The 19,179-nt window shown below is 67.0% G+C and carries 19 protein-coding genes and 1 riboswitch; of the genes, 10 read left to right on the top strand and 9 right to left on the bottom strand.

Features of this window, described 5'->3' with window-relative positions; genetic code table 11:
* Window positions 1–58: 58 nt before the first annotated feature.
* Both ACFWHR_RS08180 and ACFWHR_RS08175 read right to left on the bottom strand, forming a co-directional pair.
* Complete coding sequence (locus ACFWHR_RS08180) at window positions 59–940, bottom strand: M23 family metallopeptidase (protein ID WP_382447804.1); 882 nt, start codon at window positions 938–940, stop codon at window positions 59–61.
* A complete protein-coding gene (locus ACFWHR_RS08175) occupies window positions 937–1,497 on the bottom strand; it encodes an ArsR/SmtB family transcription factor (RefSeq protein WP_382447803.1) in 561 nt (186 codons plus the stop codon). Before ACFWHR_RS08175 ends, ACFWHR_RS08180 begins: the two co-directional genes overlap by 4 nt.
* A 141-nt stretch (window positions 1,498–1,638) precedes the next feature.
* On the opposite strand from ACFWHR_RS08175, the gene ACFWHR_RS08170 reads away from it, so the two are divergent.
* Both ACFWHR_RS08170 and ACFWHR_RS08165 read left to right on the top strand, forming a co-directional pair.
* Window positions 1,639–3,015 (top strand): cytochrome P450, encoded by a 1,377-nt coding sequence (locus ACFWHR_RS08170; RefSeq protein ID WP_382447802.1) that lies wholly within the window; start codon window positions 1,639–1,641, stop codon window positions 3,013–3,015.
* Window positions 3,016–3,048: 33 nt separating this feature from the next.
* Entirely contained in the window at window positions 3,049–3,888 is an 840-nt protein-coding gene (locus ACFWHR_RS08165) for a glycerophosphodiester phosphodiesterase family protein (protein ID WP_382447801.1), read from the top strand.
* Window positions 3,889–3,937: 49 nt separating this feature from the next.
* On the opposite strand, the gene ACFWHR_RS08160 is transcribed toward ACFWHR_RS08165, so the two are convergent.
* On the bottom strand, window positions 3,938–4,600 hold the full coding sequence (locus ACFWHR_RS08160) for a YkoF family thiamine/hydroxymethylpyrimidine-binding protein (RefSeq protein ID WP_382447800.1): 663 nt from the start codon (window positions 4,598–4,600) through the stop codon (window positions 3,938–3,940).
* Between the two features lie 63 nt (window positions 4,601–4,663).
* Window positions 4,664–4,764: riboswitch (TPP riboswitch) on the top strand.
* A gap of 31 nt (window positions 4,765–4,795) precedes the next feature.
* On the opposite strand from ACFWHR_RS08160, the gene ACFWHR_RS08155 reads away from it, so the two are divergent.
* From ACFWHR_RS08155 to ACFWHR_RS08145, 3 genes are read left to right on the top strand one after another with little or no spacing between them, the layout of a single operon-like run.
* Entirely contained in the window at window positions 4,796–5,890 is a 1,095-nt protein-coding gene (locus ACFWHR_RS08155; RefSeq protein WP_382447799.1) for an ABC transporter substrate-binding protein, read from the top strand.
* Window positions 5,891–5,893: 3 nt separating this feature from the next.
* Window positions 5,894–6,751: an ABC transporter permease gene (locus ACFWHR_RS08150; protein WP_382447798.1), complete on the top strand. Its 858-nt coding sequence runs from the start codon at window positions 5,894–5,896 to the stop codon at window positions 6,749–6,751.
* Window positions 6,748–7,521: an ABC transporter ATP-binding protein gene (locus tag ACFWHR_RS08145; RefSeq protein WP_382447797.1), complete on the top strand. Its 774-nt coding sequence runs from the start codon at window positions 6,748–6,750 to the stop codon at window positions 7,519–7,521. The genes ACFWHR_RS08150 and ACFWHR_RS08145 overlap by 4 nt, the downstream gene beginning before the upstream one ends.
* On the opposite strand, the gene ACFWHR_RS08140 is transcribed toward ACFWHR_RS08145, so the two are convergent.
* Genes ACFWHR_RS08140 through ACFWHR_RS08130 form a run of 3 tightly spaced genes read right to left on the bottom strand, consistent with a single transcriptional unit; the run spans window position 7,491 to window position 10,575 of the window.
* Complete coding sequence (locus tag ACFWHR_RS08140; protein WP_382447796.1) at window positions 7,491–8,735, bottom strand: FAD-dependent oxidoreductase; 1,245 nt, start codon at window positions 8,733–8,735, stop codon at window positions 7,491–7,493. The genes ACFWHR_RS08145 and ACFWHR_RS08140 overlap by 31 nt on opposite strands.
* Window positions 8,732–9,451: a methyltransferase domain-containing protein gene (locus ACFWHR_RS08135; protein WP_382447795.1), complete on the bottom strand. Its 720-nt coding sequence runs from the start codon at window positions 9,449–9,451 to the stop codon at window positions 8,732–8,734. Before ACFWHR_RS08135 ends, ACFWHR_RS08140 begins: the two co-directional genes overlap by 4 nt.
* Window positions 9,448–10,575 (bottom strand): type III polyketide synthase, encoded by a 1,128-nt coding sequence (locus ACFWHR_RS08130; protein ID WP_382447794.1) that lies wholly within the window; start codon window positions 10,573–10,575, stop codon window positions 9,448–9,450. The genes ACFWHR_RS08135 and ACFWHR_RS08130 overlap by 4 nt, the downstream gene beginning before the upstream one ends.
* A 215-nt stretch (window positions 10,576–10,790) precedes the next feature.
* Here ACFWHR_RS08130 and ACFWHR_RS08125 point away from each other — a divergent pair, with 215 nt between their 5' ends.
* From ACFWHR_RS08125 to ACFWHR_RS08110, 4 genes are all read left to right on the top strand, one after another.
* The gene (locus tag ACFWHR_RS08125; RefSeq protein ID WP_382447793.1) at window positions 10,791–11,207 is read left to right on the top strand and encodes a DUF4383 domain-containing protein; all 417 of its coding nucleotides are present in this window, start codon (window positions 10,791–10,793) and stop codon (window positions 11,205–11,207) included.
* Window positions 11,208–11,237: 30 nt separating this feature from the next.
* Window positions 11,238–11,753, top strand: coding sequence for a hypothetical protein (locus ACFWHR_RS08120; protein WP_382447792.1), 516 nt, complete (start codon window positions 11,238–11,240; stop codon window positions 11,751–11,753).
* Between the two features lie 78 nt (window positions 11,754–11,831).
* Window positions 11,832–12,035 (top strand): hypothetical protein, encoded by a 204-nt coding sequence (locus ACFWHR_RS08115; RefSeq protein ID WP_382447791.1) that lies wholly within the window; start codon window positions 11,832–11,834, stop codon window positions 12,033–12,035.
* Window positions 12,036–12,225: 190 nt separating this feature from the next.
* On the top strand, window positions 12,226–14,757 hold the full coding sequence (locus ACFWHR_RS08110) for a M1 family aminopeptidase (protein WP_382447790.1): 2,532 nt from the start codon (window positions 12,226–12,228) through the stop codon (window positions 14,755–14,757).
* A gap of 34 nt (window positions 14,758–14,791) precedes the next feature.
* Here the strand turns inward: ACFWHR_RS08110 and ACFWHR_RS08105 are convergent, their stop codons facing one another.
* On the bottom strand, window positions 14,792–16,567 hold the full coding sequence (locus tag ACFWHR_RS08105; RefSeq protein WP_382447789.1) for a 2-isopropylmalate synthase: 1,776 nt from the start codon (window positions 16,565–16,567) through the stop codon (window positions 14,792–14,794).
* A 69-nt stretch (window positions 16,568–16,636) separates the two neighbouring features.
* On the opposite strand from ACFWHR_RS08105, the gene ACFWHR_RS08100 reads away from it, so the two are divergent.
* Window positions 16,637–17,320, top strand: a complete 684-nt coding sequence (locus ACFWHR_RS08100; RefSeq protein ID WP_382447788.1) for a FadR/GntR family transcriptional regulator — start codon at window positions 16,637–16,639, stop codon at window positions 17,318–17,320.
* Here ACFWHR_RS08100 and ACFWHR_RS08095 read toward each other — a convergent pair whose 3' ends face one another.
* Window positions 17,321–17,953: a GyrI-like domain-containing protein gene (locus tag ACFWHR_RS08095; protein WP_382447787.1), complete on the bottom strand. Its 633-nt coding sequence runs from the start codon at window positions 17,951–17,953 to the stop codon at window positions 17,321–17,323.
* Window positions 17,950–19,050 (bottom strand): DNA alkylation repair protein, encoded by a 1,101-nt coding sequence (locus tag ACFWHR_RS08090; protein WP_382447786.1) that lies wholly within the window; start codon window positions 19,048–19,050, stop codon window positions 17,950–17,952. Before ACFWHR_RS08090 ends, ACFWHR_RS08095 begins: the two co-directional genes overlap by 4 nt.
* Window positions 19,051–19,179: the final 129 nt, after the last annotated feature.

The following is a 19,179-nucleotide window of genomic DNA, read 5'->3' as shown; positions in this document are numbered from 1 at the left end:
GCCCTCAGATTACCGCCGCGTCGCCTGCGGTGTCCCGACTTCGCGCCCGCGCTCGCGCCTACGCCGTCATGTGCTGTTCGGTGCGGGGCAGCCCGGTCACGGGCTGCCGATCCTCGTCGAGCGAGATGCCCACGAACCGCATCGGCACTCCGATAGCGAGCGTGGCCGACGCGCGGTCCATCAGCTGCGCGTGTACGTGAGGCTCGCTGGTGTTGCCCGAGTTGCCGCACTGCGCGATGGCATCTCCGGGGCGAACCGCGTCTCCGGGGCGAACCGTGATTGAACCACGTTTGAGGTGTGCGAGCAGTGCGTACACCCCGTCCGCGCCGCGAATGACGACGTGATTGCCGACGATGAACCCCGGGCCACCGCACTCCCGCACCGCACCCTCGACCATCATGTAGATGATGCCGAGCATGTTCGATCGAGCGCGATGGTCTCGCCGCCAACCCGATGCCCGCACGACGGTGCCCTCAATCATGGCCCTGACGGGTGCCCCGAACGCCGGATAGTCCGCGGGATCGCGCATGGCCCCGGTCGATCCAAACTCGGGGCGCGCTGCGAGCGGGGCCTCCGCTTCCCACCCGCCGGGAGCTGGCTCGGCGACGAGATCAATAGCGTACGCCTGGCCATACGCACGCACGCCGTGGCTCGGCACCTTCGACGCTGGGCTGTTCATTGCGAGCCAGCGCCCCGTAACCGGCGGAGTGACGTCGACCGTGCTGCGCTCCGGGATGAGGCGCGGTCCAATCATCGACACGACGCCGCCAACGAGCAACACGCCCATGCCGGTGAAACTGACTCCGAGGCGTACCTCCCTCGTGATACCGGCCAGGATCGGGCCAAGCAGCGTGCTGGCAAGCAGCACGACCGCGCCGACGGCGATGAGTGCGCCGCGAAGGCGGTACACCGCGAGGCCTGACTCGACGAGCCGGTTCATCGCTCGGCCCCGACAAGACACGCGAGCAAGGGCACGACGCGAGCGGGAGGCACCTCGTAGCTGCCTCGACCGCTGTGGCGCACCCAGCCGGCGGCGACGAGCTGTCGCAGGTGATGGTGCAGTTGGCCCGTCGTGCCGAGCGTTTCTGTGGACGCGAGCTGGGCGGTTGTGCGTACACCGCTCAGAATCTGCCGCAGCAGTTCCAGCCGGATGGGATGGCCGAGGGCGGCAAACGACGCCGCGCGTTCCGACCAGTCCTCCTCGAAGAGTGCGCCAGTTGCCGCTCCTTGCTGCCAGGCCACCGGGGTACCCGTTGGCAGCGTCACGGAACCGACGAGCATCACCTCGCCCTGCTCGGTGGAGGGGTGATTGTCGCGGCGCGACTGTACGCCGTTGAGTGCCCAGAACACCTCGGTGTCAGAAACCGGGAGAGCCGCCGTGTCGGGCACGTGACCTGCCGGTTCGACTGCGGGGCCGCCGGAGCCGTCGCCCTCAAGTGCAGCCACGCGGTCGGTGAGCAAACGGAGGCCATCTCTGAGGGACTGAAGATCATCCATACGGCAATAGTACGAAACTACGTTTTTACGATCAAGTGTGAATTGTTGCGTGCGTCAGGGACCGCCCCGCCCCACGTACCACACCGTTCAGCCCGGCGCCGCCCCCTGCCGCAGCCGGATGCGCGCTGCCAGGCTGACACTATGGCGACTTCGACTTCAGTGCCCACCAGCTCAGTGCCCACCCACTCGCTCTCGCGTGCCGCGCGACGGGCGCGCATTGGCGCAGCCCGCGTGCTCCAGGACGACGCGCCAAAATTGCTCACCGAGGGCTACGGGTTTGGGGCTTCCATCTGGGAGCGTGCGCGGGCCGGAGCCCGTGCGGTGCCGATGCGCTTGCTCGGGCGATCCGCGTTGCTGGTGCGGGGCGCTGAGGGGGTTGCGACGTTCTACGATTCGGATCGCATCGCTCGCCACGGCGCGATGCCCGCGATCGTGCAGGAGACGCTGTTCGGCCACGGCTCCGTGCACAGTCTCGACGGCGCCGAGCACCTGCATCGCAAGGCGACGTTCGTAGATGTCGCTTACGAGGACGCGGCGGTCGAGGCGCTGCGGCCTCTGCTCGAACGAGAGTGGGACGTCGAGCGGGAACACTGGCTCTCGGGCGGCGAGCGATCCGCCTACGACGCGGCGGCCGGCGTATTTGGGCGCTCGATCATGCACTGGGCGGGCCTGCCGGGCACCGACGCGGCGCTCACCCGTTGGGCGGGGCGACTCGCACAGATCGTTGACGGTTTCGGTGCTCCCTATTCGCCGAGTTTCGCCCTCGCGGCGGCCAATCGTGCGTGGTCGGATCGGCACGCGCGTCAGCTGATTGAGGCGGTGCGCGCCGGAACGCTCGATGCCCCGAAGGACTCCGCACTCCACGCCTGGGCCTGGCACCGCGACGAACAGTTCGAACTACTCCCTGCGAATCTCGCCGGGATCGAACTGCAGAACTGTATTCGCCCCATGATCGCAGTGGCCCGCTTCGTGGCGTTCGCCGCGAAGGAGCTGCATGACCGCTCGGAGTGGCGCGACCGGGTCGCGGAGTCAGTGGCGGGACGGGCTACGGGGCCAGCCTCGGATCCCGCGGCGGTCGCGTTCGCGCAGGAGGTGCGGCGCACGGCGCCGTTCGTCCCGGTGCTGCCGGGGTGGGCGCTCGCTGACATCGAGGTCGACGGCGAAACCGTTGCCGAGGGCGGCCGAGTGGTGCTCGACATCCTCGGAACAAACACTGATGAGCAGTCGTGGACGCGTCCGCACGAGTTCGACCCGTCGCGATTCCTCGGCGTCGACGATTACGAAGCGATCGAGTCGTTCATTCCTCACGGCGGGGCCAGCGTGCAGCACGGGCATCGTTGCCCGGGCGAGAAGCTCGCGATTGCGGGGCTTGCGTCGGCGGTCGCAACGTTGAGCGACCCGCGGCTGCGCGTGCTCGACGAGGGTCTCGAAGTGAATCGGCGCCGCCTCCCGACCAAACCACGCTCCGGCGGGCGAGTGCGCTCAGCGGGAAGCACGGGCGGCTGCCCAGTTCACTAATGCACGATGGGGCCGACGCGGTACGGTGATCGCATGCCACCGGTCCCGCACGTGCCGCACCCGTACCTTGCTGATACGGCGCGCCCGCGCGTCATCGCACACCGTGGGTGGGTCTCGGACGAGCTCGCAGTCTCCGGTATCGCCGAGAACACGCGGGCGGCCTTCACCGCAGCGCTCGCCGCCGGAGCGAGCTATCTGGAGACCGACTGTCATCTCACGCGCGATGGCGAGGTCGTGCTCGCGCACGACGCCGACCTGTCGCGGGTGACGGGTGATCCACGACAGATATCAGATGTGGATCGCGTCGAGCTCGAAGCGCTCTTCGCCGACCGCGGTGGACTGCTCACCCTCCATGACGCGCTCGTGGATTTCGCCGACGCTCGCTGGAACATCGACGTCAAGGCGGCAGCCGTCGCCGCGCCCCTCGGGCGGATCGTGGCGACGCACGGTCACCGTGTACTGGTGACCAGTTTTGCCGATGCGTACCGGCGGGCCGCGCTCAAGGCTGCGGCGGGGGAGCGCCCCGCGATCCTGCCAGCCACGTCGCCGGGAAAAGGCTCACTGATTCGCCTACTGGTCGCGCTCGCGCGCCTCTCGGAAACCGCGGCGAGGCGCGCACTCGCCGGGTTCGACGCGGTGCAGATCCCGGAGCGGCAGGGCCGGCTGCGGGTGCTTACACCGAGGCTCGTGCGAGCGGCGCACGCGAACGGTGTGGAAGTGCACGTATGGACGGTCAACGACAGCGCCGACATGCGAAGGCTTGCGGCGATGGGGGTCGACGGCGTGATCACCGATCGCACGGATCTCGCGCTCGCCACGCTTCGCGACGAGCTCGGGGGCGAGCTGAGCAGTGGGCCGGGTCGCGAGCGCTGACCTCACCAGCGCTGACCACACTTGCGCAGCCGCCGCGCTCGATGCCGAGCTACCCGGAGTGCGAGGGCGAATTGATCGACAGCGTCACGTGGGTCGCGACGTGCTGCACGGTCGCGCCAACGGCGATCCACGCATTGGCCACGGTCTCGAGCACTGAGGCGAGGTCGCCGTCGAGACGGGTCGCGAAATGGTCGGATCCCGAATAGACACCCTCGACCTTCGCCTGTTCGATTGCGGAGTAGATCGGGGTCATGTGATCGGCCGGTGTTGCTGATCCGCTCGGAGCGCCCGCATCGAGCAACGGGTACAGCGACCAGTGAGCGCTCGCCCGAATGCCGGTCGAAGCGAGGGTGACCGGTGCCGCGCCGAGCGCCGAAACCCCTGCGGGCAGCGCGCACTGCAGCTCACCCGGGCATCCGCGGGACAACAGGATCGCGACTGACACGTGCGCGCCGCTCGCTGCCGTCGCCGCGATGACGTCGCGCAGGTACTGTGCCACGCGCTGCTCGCTGCCGGTCACGAACGTTGAAATATCGTTCGTCTCAGTGGCGAGACCCGATGCGTCCACCCCGCCGAGCGCGCCGAGAATGATGCGCACGTAGTCGGAGTCATACGCCGAGAGCGTGAAGCGCGCACCCACGCCGTACTGCTCCGGGGTGATGTCGATGCCGGAAGCGAGAACCGTAGCGGGGTCATCTGTCAGAGAAGTCACGCCCCCACCTTAGGGTGCATGAGCCGCCCCGCGGCAAAACAAAGCTTGCTAGGGTGGGCCCCACACGGGAGTCCGGTAGGCCGGGCTGAGAGGAAAGTACTCAACTTTCGACCGTCGAACCTGATCTGGATCATGCCAGCGCAGGGAGACACTCTACGAACCCGTGCCCAATCCATTACAGAGGGGCACGCACACATGCGCAACCGCAATTCCGGCGCCGACGGCGCCGCATCAGCCATCACCCGCAAGCACCAACTCCGCATGCTTCGCCTCACGACGGCCGCGCTCGCCGCAGGGGCGTTCGCCCTGGTGGGTTGCGCGGCCAGCGCCGACACCTCGCGCGGCGCGGGCGGCGACAGCAAGCTCACCCCGGTGACGTTCGCCCTCGACTGGGCACCCAACACCAACCACATTGGCGTCTACGTTGCCGACGAGCTCGGGTATTTTTCCGACGCTGGCCTGGACGTCGAAGTCTTGCCCTACGCCTCCACCCCCGCAACCCAGCTCGTGTCCGCCGGCGAGGCAGACTTTGGCATCGGCGGGCAGTCGGGCGTGCAGATGGCCCGCACCGCCGGCCTCGACCTCGTCTCGGTGTTCGGGGTGACGCAGACCGACTCTGGCAGGCTCGTCGTGCTCGGTGACCGCTCCGATGTGACGCGCCCCGCCGATCTTGACGGGCACACATTCGGCGGGTTCGGATCGCCGCTCTACACCGCGCTCGCGCGCGAGACGATCCAGGGTGATGGTGGGAAGGGCGACTTCGAGGAGGTGTCGCTCGACACGGGATCGTACGAGGCATTGTCGCAGGGCCGTATCGACTTCACATTGTCGATCGCGACCTGGGAGGACCTGCAGGCGAAGCTCGATGGTCACCCGTACCGGGCGTTCAAGTACCAGGACTTCGGCGTGCCAGATGAGCAAGCGATTGGCATCGTGTCGAGCAGTGCGTATCTTGACGCGCACCCGAAGCAGGCGAAAGCCTTCGTGCACGCGGTCGCCAAGGGATACGCGTACGCGGCCGAACACCCGGACAAGGCCGCTGATCTGCTGATTGCCGCAAACCCCGACACCCTCGGCACCGCGTCCGATCTGGTATATGAGAGCGCACAATTGCTCGCAGACGACTACCTCACCGCGCCGGGTCGCAACATCGGCGAGGCGAACTCTGAGTCGTGGAGCGAATTCGGGGAGTTTCTTTTCAATCGCGGGTTGCTCGTCGACGCCGACGGTAAGAAGGTCACGTCGCAACCCGACTGGAGCGCGTACTACTCAAACGACTACCTGGGTTAAGCCGTGATTCGCGCACGGCAATTCTGGCCAGCCACGACGCGGGCCTCGGGGGCGCTGGCGACCGTCGCCGCCCCGGCAGTCGCGTTCTTGCTGCTGCTCGCGGCGTGGCAGGCGGTGTCGTCGAGCGGGCTCGTGCCCAGTGACATGCTGCCCCCGCCGTCGCGCATTGTGTCCGCCGGGTTCGCCGAGCGGGACGCACTCGTGCGGAACACGATCCCGACCCTGCTCGCGACCATCGCCGGGTTTGCCTTCTCAGTCACCCTGGCGGCCGTGACCGCGGCGCTGCTCGATTTCTCACGGGTGCTGCGAAGCGCCCTGCTGCCGCTCTTGATCGTCAGTCAGACACTCCCGCTGATCGCGCTCGCGCCCCTCGTGGTGCTGTGGTTCGGGTTTGGGCTGCTGCCGAAGATTCTGCTCGTCGCGTTCGTGACGTATTTTCCGATGGTCGTCGGATTGCTGCGCGGGTTTGCTGCGGCCGATCCCGAGGCTGAGCACCTGCTCACCTCGATGGGAGCGTCGCGCGCCGTGGTGTTTCGGCTCGTGCGGCTGCCCGCGGCGACCCCGTCGTTCTTTTCAGCGTTGCGCATCTCGATTACCTATGCAGTGGTCGGTGCGATCTTTGCGGAGTACGCGGGTGCGGTCGCGGGCCTCGGCGTCTATATGCAGTCGGCGAAGAACGTGTTTCGCACCGATCTCGTGCTCGCCGCCGTCTTCGTGAGCACGGCGCTCACCCTGTGCTTGTTTGGACTGGTCGTGCTAATTGAACGCTTTGCGGCGCCGTGGTTGCGCATCGAGCAGGGGCGCGCAGGTGACGGCGGCTTCGCCCGCGACAGCGCCGAAAAGCTGCGGAGCCTCTCATGAGTACGCTTGAGGTGCGTGGCGTCGGCAAGCGATTCGCGGATCGCGCCGTGCTCGACGATGTGTCGTTCATGCTCGCAGCCGGTGAGATTGTCGCCCTCGTTGGCGCGAGCGGCAGCGGAAAATCGACGCTGCTGTCGCTGCTCACGGGGGCAGTCCAGCCCGATCGCGGGGAGCTGCGATTCGGCGGTGCGCCGCTCCCGTCCCGTCGCCGACCGTTCGCGTACATGCCGCAGCGCGATGCGCTGTTGCCGTGGCGCCGCGTCGTTGAGAACGCGGCGATCGGGCTTGAGGTTCAGGGGGTGCCGAAACCAGCCGCGCGGCAACTCGTGCGTGCGCTGCTCGACCCGTTCGGGCTGAGCGGCGCTGAGCGGCTGTACCCGCGCCAGCTCTCGGGCGGCATGCGGCAGCGCGTGTCGTTCCTGCGGGCGGTGGTGCAGGATCAGCCGATCCTGCTGCTCGACGAACCGTTCGGCTCGCTCGACGCGATCACCCGCGACGAGCTCCAGCGCTGGTTGCTCGACATGTGGCGCGAGACTCACTGGACGATTCTGTTCATCACGCACGATATTCGCGAGGCAGTGCGGCTGGCGGATCGTGTGCTCGTGCTCCCGTCGGCGCCGGGGCCCATCGCGAGTGAGGTCGTCGTCACCCGGGATATCCCACGCGACGAGCAGTTTCTTACCGATACGCGGGTGCCGCCGCTGGAACTCGCGCTCCGCGCGGCGCTGTACGCCGATACTCAGGAGTCGCGGTCGAAACCCATCGCGTAGGCCCGCTCGGGAAGCCGGTCGATGGGGGTTCGCATGGCCAGGTCGAACGCGGTTGTGAGGGCCTGAGCTCCCAGGTGGGGCCAGGGTCTGCCGATCGTGGTGTTCAGGCTGGCGAGACGTGCGGCCGTGTGGGCCGATGCGAGGCGGCGGCGCTGCCAGTCCGCGAGCGTCGCTGGCTGGGTACTCTCGGTGCGGGGCGCCCGCCGTCCCGCAAGCACCGGCGCCAGGGTGGCCGCGTCGAGCAGGCCCAGGTTCATTCCCTGGCCCCCGATGGGGCTCACCTCGTGCGCCGCATCGCCGATCGCAATGACGAAGCCCGCGTAGTCGGGGAGCGCCGGGAGCCGCGAGTGAGTATTCCTTTGCCCCAGCACCATTCGGTCAAGCAGCACGCGGCGAATACCGAAGCTGGTCGCGTGCGAGATGCGCGCCGCAAGCTCAGCGTTGCCTGTGCGGGTCGCGATCGCTTCGCTGAGCACAGCCGCGGGATCGAGATCGGCGTCGATCGTGGCGCCACGTTGCCCCGCGATCCGCGCCACCAGTCGCCGCCCGCCGCCCGGGAGCGGAAACGATTCAGCGACGCCGTGTTCGCCGAGCATGAGCACGGCGGTGTCCGCTGGCTGGTCGGGAGATTCCGCGAGGTCCGTCATGACGTAGCGATCGGGATACGCGCGTGACCGGCGTCGAAACTGCGCGGGGAGCAGGTGGCGCCCCGACGACCCGGTGGCCACGACAACGGTGCGGGCGATCCACACGCGCTGTTGACCGGTCTCGTCGAACGCGAGCACCCGCACGCCGCCGGGTTCGCGCTGCAGTTCGGAGACCGTGACGCCGCTCAGGGGAGTGGGGCCGTCTGCTGAGACGGCGGCCTCGGTGACCGCCTGCGGCACCGCAGCCACAAACGGGAAGCGAGTGCGTAGTCGGGAGAACCGGACCTCGCCGAGGCGGTGCGCCTCTGGTCGATTCCGCACTGCCGCGTATGCGACGCCTCTCCGAATGCGCGCTGCCTCGGCGAGGATGCGTTCCGTCGCACCGCTCGCTTCGAGCGCCGCGAGCACCGGTGGGTGCACGCCGATTGCACGCGAGCCGGGTTCCGCATCGCTGCGTTGCTCGAGCAGTACGACGTCAATGCCAAAGCGCCGCAGCTCGGACGCAGCCAGGGATCCGCAGGGGCCTGCGCCCACCACGAGCACCTCGCACGCGACCGTTTCGGTCACGCGGCGCCCGCGGTGTGCACCGCCAGCAGGCGAAACGGGTTCACGCTCTCTGCGTTCCAAGCCGCCGGCAGCCGCTCGGCGAGCTCGCTCGGGGTGTAGCTGCGCCGGATGCTGCGAAGCCCGTCGACGCGCAGCAGAGTGCCCGGGCTCACGGGTACGGCACCGACCGCGAATGCGCCGTACGCGAGCCGCCCCCGCGCGATGTCTGAGTGCACGGCCACTCGGCTCGTGAGCGCTTCAGAGTCAGCGATCAGCACGTCGAACTCCGACTCACTGAGGTGGTGCAGCAGATGGTTCGAGAGCACGATGTCGAATCGCTCGCCCTCGGAAACGAGCTCGGACGAGAAACACTGGCGATACGTGATGCCGGGAATGCGCGCCGCCGCGGTCGCGACCGCGATAGCGCGCGGATCAGGGTCGATGCCCACTCCCGTCACCGCGAATCCATCTCGGGCGGCGAGGCGCGCGATGCGACGCAGCACATCACCGCCGCCGCAGCCGACATCGAGCAGGCGGGCTGGTCCGGTGTGCATCGCCGCTGCGGCGGCGAGCACCGGCCGCAGCCGTGTGCGGTACACGCGGCCCCAGGCGGCAACTGCCCGGTTCATCGCGTCAAAGCCCTGGAACGTTCTGCGGAGACGATCCGCGTCGCAGCTTGGATCATCCATGATCTCCGTCAGGCGGGTGTCGCGCTGCGCGAGGGAGACGAATCTCACTTGTCAGAACCCGCTTCGGTGCCCACGCGGGTAAAGCGCGCGGTCTCGACTGTGAGGCCGGGTCCGAAGCACAGGCCTACGACGCTCGCACCCTCCGGGAGAGAGTGATCAGCGAGAATGCGCTGCAGGATGAACAGGATCGTCGCACTCGACATATTTCCGTACTCGCGCAAGACATCGCGCGACACCTGCATTGCGTCGTCGGCGAGCTCAAGCCCGCCCTGCACGCGGTCCAGCACGCTTCGGCCGCCCGGGTGCACGGCCCACGCGTCGACGTCGGCACCGCCGAGCATCGGACCGACGACGTCGGCGATTTCACGGCCGATGATGCGCGGCACGTTCGCGGTGAGGCGCATCTCGAAGCCGTGATCGCCGATCGTCCAGTCCATGTCTTGCTCGCCATCAGCGGTGATCGCCGTCGAGAACGCGCCGACCTGGAGCGCGGGGCCGGCCTGTCGATCCGGGATTGGATCAGACGCGACAATCGCCGCCCCTGAGCCGTCGCCGAATACGGCGGAGGCGACGATCTGCTCGGGGTCATTCGACGACCGAATGTGGAGCGAGCAGAGTTCGGTGCAGACGACGAGTATCACCGAGCCGGGCTGCGCGTCAGCGATCCGGGTGGCTGCGCGAAGGGCGGGGAAGGCGGCCGCGCACCCCATGAAGCCGATGTTGTAGCGCTCCGCGCTCGCGGGGATGCCGAGCTCTTTCACGAGCAAAAAATCGGGGCCGGGCGCGAAGAATCCGGTGCACGAGGCGGTCACGACGTGCGTCACATCGGCGGGGGAAAGCCCGGCCCGCTCGAGCGCGTCACGCGCCGCCGCAGCCGAGAGCAACGGAGCCTCTCGCCGGTACACCAGATTTCGTGTTCCTGTGCTCGGGGAGAGCAGCAGTTCGCGATTTTCGGTGAACACGTCTGAATTCGAAGACGCGTCACCGACAGAATCAAGGCCACCGATCACCGAGTAACGCGTATCGATCGCTGACTGATCGAACGCTGCGCCGATAAGCCGAGACGTCAGCCGATTCACCCCCGGTTGCGCGGCAAAAAAGTCGCGGGTGCGCTCCTGGGCGAGGCGAGCCGACGGAACAGCGGTGCCGATGGCGAGAATCTGCGTGACCATGACGCAAACCTAGCCCCGTGGCGTGGCGAAGCCCAGGGCTTGACACGGATGGACTGGGGTGGCGGACCAATCAGAGAGAAAGCTGGGAACTTACTGCATGTTGCCCGCAGAATGCAACCACCTAGTAAGTCTGCTCCGAAGAGAGGACAGTACACACACCGGGTGACGTGCGCGTAGGCAACACCGTCACCGCCATCAAATAGAAGGAGAACGTCGTGAAGAACTCACCGAACCGCATTCTCGGAGTCATCTTCGGCGCGGTCTATGTCCTCGTCGGCCTGCTCGGGTTTGCCGTCACAGGTGGCGTTGGTTTCGTCGCCACCGAGGGCGGATTGCTCCTCGGCATCTTCGAGGTCAACCCGCTGCACAACATTGCCCACTTGCTGATCGGCGCCGTGCTGCTGCTCGCTGGCCTCGCAAATGTGCGCGCCGCCAAGGGTGCGAACGGCACAGTTGGAGCGGTCTACCTGCTGCTCGGTATCGTCGGCTTCTTCATTGCCGATACTGCTGCCAACATCCTCGCTCTGAACACCGCCGACCACATCCTTCACCTCGGCAGCGCTCTCGTGCTGCTCGTCGTGGCGATTGCGGCGGATAAGAACGTCGCGCCCGCAACGCGAGCCGTGGTCTGACGCGGCGAGTAACGCGATATCGCATTGCTCATGATTAAGACACTGTGGCCGGCTCTCGCAGCGATCGGGGCCGGCCTCGTGCTGTTCGCGACAGCTGCGGGTGCCGGTCTTGCAGTGGCGATTCCCGTCGGGGGAGTTGCGGTCGTCGAAATCGCGTGGGGGTTCAGCGTACTTCGGGCCGAACGGCTCGTCGTGCCCCGCGCAGCGGTCGCTGGCGGCGCGGTCGGCATCCTCGGGTCAGGATTCCTACTGCTTACGGGTCCGCTCGCCCTGATCCCGTTTCTCGCGCTCTTCGTCTTTCACTGGTGGATCGCGATTGCGGCTGTGATTGAGGTTCGGTCACTGCGAGCTGCTCCCGCCGCGAGCGGACGGCCCCGGCGAACAGGCGTGTTTGCGCTCGTGCTTGTCGCGGAGGCGATGCTCGTCGCGGCGATCGCGACACCGGCCCTCGCCGCAAGTGAGGCGGGCGAATTTGCGGTGCCACACGGTACGTCGCACGGGGCGTCGCATGGCGCCGCGCACGAAACGACTCCAGCGGGGCAGTGATCGAGCCCGAAAGCGCCATCCCGTAGGGTGGGGCTAGGATCCCCGGCGCGCCGTGTGCCGGGCCGAGAGGAGCACGTCATGCATCAGGCTATTGATCAACTTGCCAGCACGGGCAGCTCGGGCTTCATGACGCTGATGATCGTCGCGGCCGTGTTGATCGTGCTCGCTATCGCGCTGATCGTGTTCTCAGCGGTACGCCGGCGTCGTCGCGCTGCGGAAGCAGATGCTTCGGCGGTCGATATCTCGAGCCCCACGGATCCGTCGAACCCGCCCGCGCCGTAATACCGGCTACGAAGGTGGTGCAGAGCGCCGCTGTCGCGGTGCAGACGCGCTATGGAGCCGTCCCTGCAATCGTTTATTGTTCCCGTAACACGCCTTCGGTAGCGTGAGGACGGGCCCCACGCGGGGCCATTTCCTCGACCAGTCGGTGATGGCGCGATGTAGCGCTGAGCCTGACGAGAAAGCGTGACCGATGAAGATCACTCCTCACAAGCGTGCCCGAACGGGCATGATCGCGGCTTTGGCTGCCGCGAGTATTGCACTGACGGCGCCGCTCGGCCTGACTGCCGCGCAGGCCGCCGAACCGATCGACGGCGGCCCGTCGATCGGCGACTCCCTGTTTCCGGGCATCGGGAACACGGGCTACGACGTCACGCACTACGACGTCAAGCTGCGGTATCTCGCTGACAAGTCGATCACGGCAGTAACGACGATCTCCGCGAATGCGCCGGAGGCACTGCGATCGTTCTCCCTCGACTTCGAGGGTCTCAACGTCGATTCCGTGCTTGTGAACGGCGTCGCCGCCGAGTACTCGCGGAGTGCCGATGCTGATGCAGTGGCATACAAGCTGCACATCACTCCGGCCGCTGTCGTTCCGGCTGGCGACTTCACTGTTGAGGTGGCGTATTCCGGTACACCCTCGACCCACATTGATCCCGACGACTCGCTCGAGGGATGGGTTCCGACCCCGGACGGTGCGACGGCTCTGGGGCAGCCGGTCGGCACGATGACCTGGATTCCGAGCAACAACACGCCGGCAGACAAGGCGACGTACGACTTTGCGTTCACGATCCCGACCCAGATCAACGGCAAAGACGCGGCAGCAGCCAGTAACGGTGAGCTTATATCGAGGACTCCGTCGGCCGATGGCACCGAGACGACGTGGACCTGGAAGCAGCAGAAGCAGATGGCCACGATGGTCACGATGCTGTCCATCGGCAACTACAACGTCTACGAGTCGCCGATCACCCTGACAGACGGCCGGGTCATCACTGACTGGAGCTTCGTTGATTCGGGGATTAGCCCGACGACGCAGGCGACGATCCAGACTCGTCGCGACCAGCTGCAGAACATCATTCAGTTCCTTGAATCGAAGTACGGCGCGTACCCCGGCAACAGCACGGGCGTCGTCGTCGACGTCACGAGCCTCGGGTACGCCCTGGAAACCCAGGATCGCTCCTACTTTGAGCGCTCGGTGTCTCTGGGCACGCTCGTGCACGAGCTGGCACACCAGTGGTTCGGCGACTCGGTGAGCCCGGCAGACTGGAACAGTATCTGGATCAGTGAGGGCATGGCGACCTACGCGTCTGGGATGTATACGGAGGAGGTGTCGGGCGGCGCGAAGACCGCAGACACCTATTTCAATACGTGGAACGGCACGGAGGCGTCGAGCGCGCGGTGGGCAGTGCCGACCGGCGCGATGACCGACCCTGCAGAGCTCTTCGACTGGCAGGTGTACACCCGCGGGGCGATGACGTTCCAGGCGCTCAAGCAAGCCCTGACGCCGGAGGTGTTCGCCGATCTGATCAAGACCTGGAACGAACGAAACGCGGGAACAAGTCAGACCACGACGGAGTTCCAGGCGCTCGCAGAGGAGCTTTCGGGCCGCGACCTCGACGCGTTCTTCCAGGACTGGATTTTCGACGCAGACAAGCCGGCGTGGCAATCGACCTGGGATCTCGCGCTGTCGAGTGACCCAGCACCGGGAGAAGTTCCGGTCGGGAGTGACGTCACCTACACGGTGTCGGCTGCGAACACGGGCAAGGTGCCCGTAACGGACGGTTCGGTCTCAATCGACGTTGCCGGGTTGCTCGCATCGGCGACGATCGACGCATCGGCGCTGCCCGCGGGCCTCACCCTCGACGGGTCGACACTCACCTGGAAGCTGCCGGAGACCGCTGTCGCACAACCGGCAAGCGTGTCGTTCACAGCAACACTCTCGGATCGTGCGTACGGTGCGAGCGTGCCGGTGTCGGCGCGCGCAGATTCGCTCGGCGTCACCTGCACGGAGTGCAGCGTCGACCACACCACAGCGGCGCTGCCGCCGATCACCGAGGCCGACCTGACCGACGAGACGCGCGGCGGCATTGTGCTTCCTGCGACTGTCGAACAGGGCGGCACGATCACGGCGCAACTGCCAAGCGACGAGTACGACGGTGAAACCTTCAGCGCGATCCTGTTCTCGGATCCCGTTGAACTGGGCGAATCGCAGGTGACGGGAAACGCTGTGCCGGTGACGTTCCCCGGTGATGCTGAGCTGCGGGTGCACAAGCTCGCGCTGCGCTCCGCTGTAGGCGAGCTCATCGGGTGGGGCGAGATCGAGGTCGTCGCGGCGGAGCCGGGCACCGCTGAGGCCAACGCCGATTCTGGCGCTGGCGGCACGGCTGACGCTGCTGGCACGGCCGACGCTGCTGGCACGGCTGACGCTGCTGGCACGGCCGACGCTGCTGGTACGGCGAACGTCGCAGGCACAGCCGATGCTTCGGGTTCGGGCGCCTCGGCATCCGGCGCATCAGGTGCATCAGCGTCGGCGTCCACCTCCGGTGCCTCGGCATCCACGTCGGGTGCGGTTGCATCCGAAGCCGGTGCGAACGCGGCGAATCTCTCTGTGACCGGCGGCGCAAGTATGCTGCCGTGGATCATGGGAGCCGGCGCCGTCGCGCTGCTGGCAGCTGCCGCGCTCGCCCTCGGTGCCGCGCGACGTCGTCGCGCTGACACCGCGTAGCGAACACGAGGTGCCGCGCCGCGAGCGCGGCGGCCTACCCTCCGAACGAGGCATGCGCAGCGCGCATGACGGCCGCCGTGCTCGCGGTGAGCACCGACGGGTCGCATCCCGCCGACCACGCCGTCTGCCCATCGGCTCCGCGGCACTCGACCAGTGTGAGCGCTCGCACGTGTGAACCCGCGCCAATGCTCGTCTGGTGCAGGCTGAGCACCTCGATGACGACTCCGGCATCGGCAAGAGCCGCAGTGAGTGCAGCAACGGGACCTACGCCGTCGTGTACGGTCGCGTGTTCGATGCCGTCACACAGCAGCGTTATGGCTGTGCGCGATCCGAAACCGGTGTCGTGGGTGTCACACGCAGTGAGTGTGGGAGCGCCCAGGGGTGCGCCCGCGGCGTCAGCAATGTACTCCCGCTCCAGGATCCGCCAGAGTTCGGCCGCTGTCGCCTCGCCGCCGCTGCCATCGGTGTGCTCTTGGACGCGTCGCGCGAACTCGATCTGAAAGCGGCGGGGGAGTTCGATGCCGTACTCGGTTTCGAGCAGATACGCGATTCCGCCCTTGCCTGACTGCGAGTTCACACGAATAACCGCGTCGTAGCTGCGACCGATGTCGGCGGGATCGATGGGGAGATACGGTACGCGCCAGTCAATCTCCGACTCGGGCCGCCCGGCCGCTGCCGCGCGGGATCGGTGCTCAGCGAATCCCTTCTTGATCGCGTCTTGGTGGGTGCCACTAAACGCGGTGTGCACGAGGTCACCGACGTACGGGTGCCGCGGGTGCACCTCAATTCGGTTGCAGTATTCGACCGTGCGACGCACCTCGTCGATGTGCGAGAAATCGATCATCGGATCGACACCCTGCGCGTGCAAATTCAGTGCGAGGGTCGCAATATCGACATTCCCCGTGCGTTCCCCGTTTCCGAAGATGCAGCCCTCCACGCGCTGCGCCCCGGCGAGCACCGCGAGCTCGGCGCACGCGACACCCGTGCCGCGGTCGTTGTGCGGATGCACCGAGAGGATGATGCCGTCGCGGCGGGCGAGGGCGCGATGCATGTACTCGATCTGGTCGGCGTAGACGTTCGGGGTCGCGATCTCCACCGTCGCTGGCAGGTTGATGATGACCGGACGCTCCGGGCGTGCATCCCAGAGCTCGGTGACGGCGTCGCACACCTCAAGTACGTAGTCGGGCTCCGTGAGATTGAAGACCTCCGGAGAAAACTGGAATCGCACGTTCGGCAGATGCCCGGCGAGTTCGAGCAGGTCGCCTGCGCCATCGAGAATGAGCTGTTTCAACTCGACGCGATCGCGCCCGAGCACGGTCTCGCGCCAATCGGGCGCCGTCGCGGTGTACATATGAATCACCACGTCGTTGGTGATGTCGGCGATCGACTCGACGGTTCGTTCGATCAGGTCCCGGCGTGCGGGAGTGAAGACGACGATGGCGACATCGGACGGGGCGAGATCTGACTCCGCGATGAGCCGAACGAAGTCGTAGTCTGTCTGCGACGCCGACGGGTAACCGACCTCGATCTCGCGGTACCCCATCTCGACCATCAACGCGAAGAAACGACGCTTGCGCTCGGGATCCATCGGCTCAGCGAGCGCCTGGTTGCCGTCGCGCAGGTCGACGGGTACCCAGAGCGGCGCTTCGGTGCAGCGGGCGTTCGGCCAGGCTCGCTCGGTGCCCGGGAGCGGGTGCGGGAGGACGACGCGTGCGAAGGCGTCGCGATACCGGTGCGATGGCATGGGGGAGGGCTGCTGGCGATTCCAGCTGGCGCGAGTGGCGGTCGAGGCGGGAGCGGGATGAGTCATGGCGCCGAGAGTAGCACAACTCCTCAGACAAGTTGAGGAGTGATAGGGTGTGACGACCGAGAGGATCACATGACTCAGAACGCCGAGACCGTGCAGCGCCGCGCCCCGCTTGCCGACCAAGCCGCCGAGCTGCTGCTCGCACGAGTGCGAGCTGGAGAGTGGGCGCTCGGGCAGAAGCTCCCGGGGGAGACCACGCTCGCACCGCAGCTGGGGGTCGGGCGGTCGACCGTGCGCGAGGCGATTCGCCAGCTCGCGGGGCGTGGCGTACTGACGAGCCGCCAGGGGGCCGGGGTGTTCGTGACGTCGCTCGAGGCGCGTGAGGACTGGGACTCGGTGCTGCTTCGTGCGGATATCGTGTCGGTGATCGAGGCGCGCATTGCGATCGAGAGCGAGGCCGCGGCCCTTGCGGCAGCGCGGCGCACGCCGTCCGACATTCGCGCTATCCGCCGCGCCCTATCCGCACGCGCGGAACAGCGTTCGGAGATTGAGGCGCACGTTGACGCCGATACGGCATTCCACCGCACGATCGTTGCTGCCGCGCAGAACCCGATCCTGCTCGAACTCTTCGACGGCTGCACGCCGCGCATGCGGCGCGCGATGATTGAGATGCTGCGCATCAAGCGGGTATTCGGTGGCGATGAGGATCACCACACGCACGTCGAACTCGCCGAGTCCGTAGTGTCACGCCAGGCGGAGACCGCCCGGGAACTGAGCCGAGCGCACCTTGCTGCGCTGCGGGGGGCGCTCGCGTGACTAGTCGCGCGTGACCGGTTGACGCAGAATCGTGCGGAGACGCTCGGGGGCGGTGCGCCGCGGGTCAGAGAGATAGATCTCGTGGTGCTTGCCCGTGAGTCTCAGGCCCTGACCGACGATGGCATTCGCGTGCATTTCTGCGAGCACCGGCGCCTCGTCGTCGTATGTACCGAGGTGCAGGGTCTGCACGCAGAGCCCGTCGTTGAAGCGCTCGAACCGCACGCGTTCAATACCGGCGGTAGTTCCCTTGGCGAGCACCGCCTCACGCGCGGCCGATACGAAGTCGTCGTCGATCCAATCGGGCTGCACGATCATCATCGTCCAGTGCCACTGCGACTTGTCGCGTCGCGAAGTGAACGAGGCGTGATCGTCGGCCCACCAGAGACCCTCGAGCGGCATCACGACGAAGTCGCGCCCCAGCTCACATTTGCTCGCGAATTTCACTGCGTAGGCGAGCGGATACAGTGCAGCAAGAGCGGCAGCGTATTCGGGCGCGGTGTTGGGGTCGCCGTGGCCGTCGATCATCAGCGCATTGAGCGGCGGCACCTCGAGCAAGCGAAACTCGCCGTGAAGCGCGCGATAGGCGTCGAGCTCACGCTTCAGATCGACCTTCGCACCCTGGCCGGCGGTCATGCCACACCGAGTTCGAAGACCGCGCGATCCTGCATCACGCCATTGATCTGCAGCGCGATCGCCGCCGTCCCGGGATAGTACGTGCGCGTGGTGATCGGCCGAAATGACTGCGCAGTGGTGACTGTGGTCGAGGCGCCGGGCGACAGCTCGCGTTGCGCCAACTTAAACACCTTCACGCGCTCGCGGCCGCGAGCGTCCGGGAACGCGAGCACGTAGTCGATTACGAGGCGGGCCGAGGTCGCCCCCACGTTGGTGATGTCCGCCGCGAAGCGCAATTCGCCGCCGATCGGTACCCTCACGGACTCGAGCCGCAGTGCAGACACCGTGAGCTGCGCGGAGCCGAAGCCGAGCACATCGAGCGCGCCGGGGTCACCGCGCTTCACGAGCGTGCGCAGCGCGTGCCGCGTGGTGCGGTCGACGTGAGTCCCGCCCCGGCGCTGCCAGCCGAGCACGGTGTCGACCGTGAACTGCTCATGTGCGCGGCTGTGATCATTCAGGTGATTCGCGACGGAGCGCCGCACCGATTCTTCAGGATCGTCGAACAGTGCGTCGAGAATAGGGCGCGATGGCGTCGTGTCAGCGACCAAGGCCGGGATGCGTTCGGCCCACGGCAGCAGTGGACGGCTTCCTTCGGAGGCGAGGCGTCGCACATGCCAACTTGAGTGTGTGGTCCACTCGCTGAGGTGGCCAAGACTGCGGTCGAGGTCGTGTCGCAGGAGTGGACGTATGGAGAACTCCGACGACATTCGCGGGGTGAGTTCCCGAAGCACGTCGAGGGCGTTGTCGAGTGCCTCGTGGGTGTCGTGCTCGACCGCGCTCCAAGCCACCGCGAGCCCGGCTGGCCACAGCATCCAACCCGTGAAGTCGGGATCGTCGAGAGCGGCGCGCACCAGCGCATTGAGCGCTTCGGGCGTGCGGCCGTGATCGTCGCGGATTGCGACCGCGAGCAGGCGTGCGCGTGCGCTCAGGGCGAGTCCGTCGAGCGACCGCGCCGCGGCCGACATCGAATGTTGTGCGGCTGCCGGATCGGCGTCCGCAAGGATGCGACCGAGCTCGGATACCCGCTGCGGCCCGAGCAGCTCATCGGTCATCGGCATCGGAGACTCCGCTCTGCGAGGTGTACAACACGCGTGGAGTGTACGGTACGCCACGCGCGCGATGAAACCCGCTTGCCGCTCCCGGGCGTGCCGGATACCGTCGAATTGACGCCCTGTTCCGGGCGTCGG

This window comes from Leucobacter sp. NPDC058333 (assembly GCF_042726155.1).
Taxonomy (GTDB): Bacteria; Actinomycetota; Actinomycetes; order Actinomycetales; family Microbacteriaceae; genus Leucobacter.
Note: the sequence above shows the minus strand (reverse complement) of the source record. Positions and strands in the feature narration are given on the sequence as shown.

Bases quoted from the DNA above. Each gene is read 5' to 3' on its own strand.
- ACFWHR_RS08180 (WP_382447804.1), bottom strand. From the start codon at position 940: ATGAACCGGCTCGTCGAGTCAGGCCTCGCGGTGTACCGCCTTCGCGGC.
- ACFWHR_RS08175 (WP_382447803.1), bottom strand. From the start codon at position 1,497: ATGGATGATCTTCAGTCCCTCAGAGATGGCCTCCGTTTGCTCACCGAC.
- ACFWHR_RS08170 (WP_382447802.1), top strand. From the start codon at position 1,639: ATGGCGACTTCGACTTCAGTGCCCACCAGCTCAGTGCCCACCCACTCG.
- ACFWHR_RS08165 (WP_382447801.1), top strand. From the start codon at position 3,049: ATGCCACCGGTCCCGCACGTGCCGCACCCGTACCTTGCTGATACGGCG.
- ACFWHR_RS08155 (WP_382447799.1), top strand. From the start codon at position 4,796: ATGCGCAACCGCAATTCCGGCGCCGACGGCGCCGCATCAGCCATCACC.
- ACFWHR_RS08145 (WP_382447797.1), top strand. From the start codon at position 6,748: ATGAGTACGCTTGAGGTGCGTGGCGTCGGCAAGCGATTCGCGGATCGC.
- ACFWHR_RS08130 (WP_382447794.1), bottom strand. From the start codon at position 10,575: ATGGTCACGCAGATTCTCGCCATCGGCACCGCTGTTCCGTCGGCTCGC.
- ACFWHR_RS08120 (WP_382447792.1), top strand. From the start codon at position 11,238: ATGATTAAGACACTGTGGCCGGCTCTCGCAGCGATCGGGGCCGGCCTC.
- ACFWHR_RS08115 (WP_382447791.1), top strand. From the start codon at position 11,832: ATGCATCAGGCTATTGATCAACTTGCCAGCACGGGCAGCTCGGGCTTC.
- ACFWHR_RS08110 (WP_382447790.1), top strand. From the start codon at position 12,226: ATGAAGATCACTCCTCACAAGCGTGCCCGAACGGGCATGATCGCGGCT.
- ACFWHR_RS08105 (WP_382447789.1), bottom strand. From the start codon at position 16,567: ATGACTCATCCCGCTCCCGCCTCGACCGCCACTCGCGCCAGCTGGAAT.
- ACFWHR_RS08100 (WP_382447788.1), top strand. From the start codon at position 16,637: ATGACTCAGAACGCCGAGACCGTGCAGCGCCGCGCCCCGCTTGCCGAC.
- ACFWHR_RS08095 (WP_382447787.1), bottom strand. From the start codon at position 17,953: ATGACCGCCGGCCAGGGTGCGAAGGTCGATCTGAAGCGTGAGCTCGAC.
- ACFWHR_RS08090 (WP_382447786.1), bottom strand. From the start codon at position 19,050: ATGCCGATGACCGATGAGCTGCTCGGGCCGCAGCGGGTATCCGAGCTC.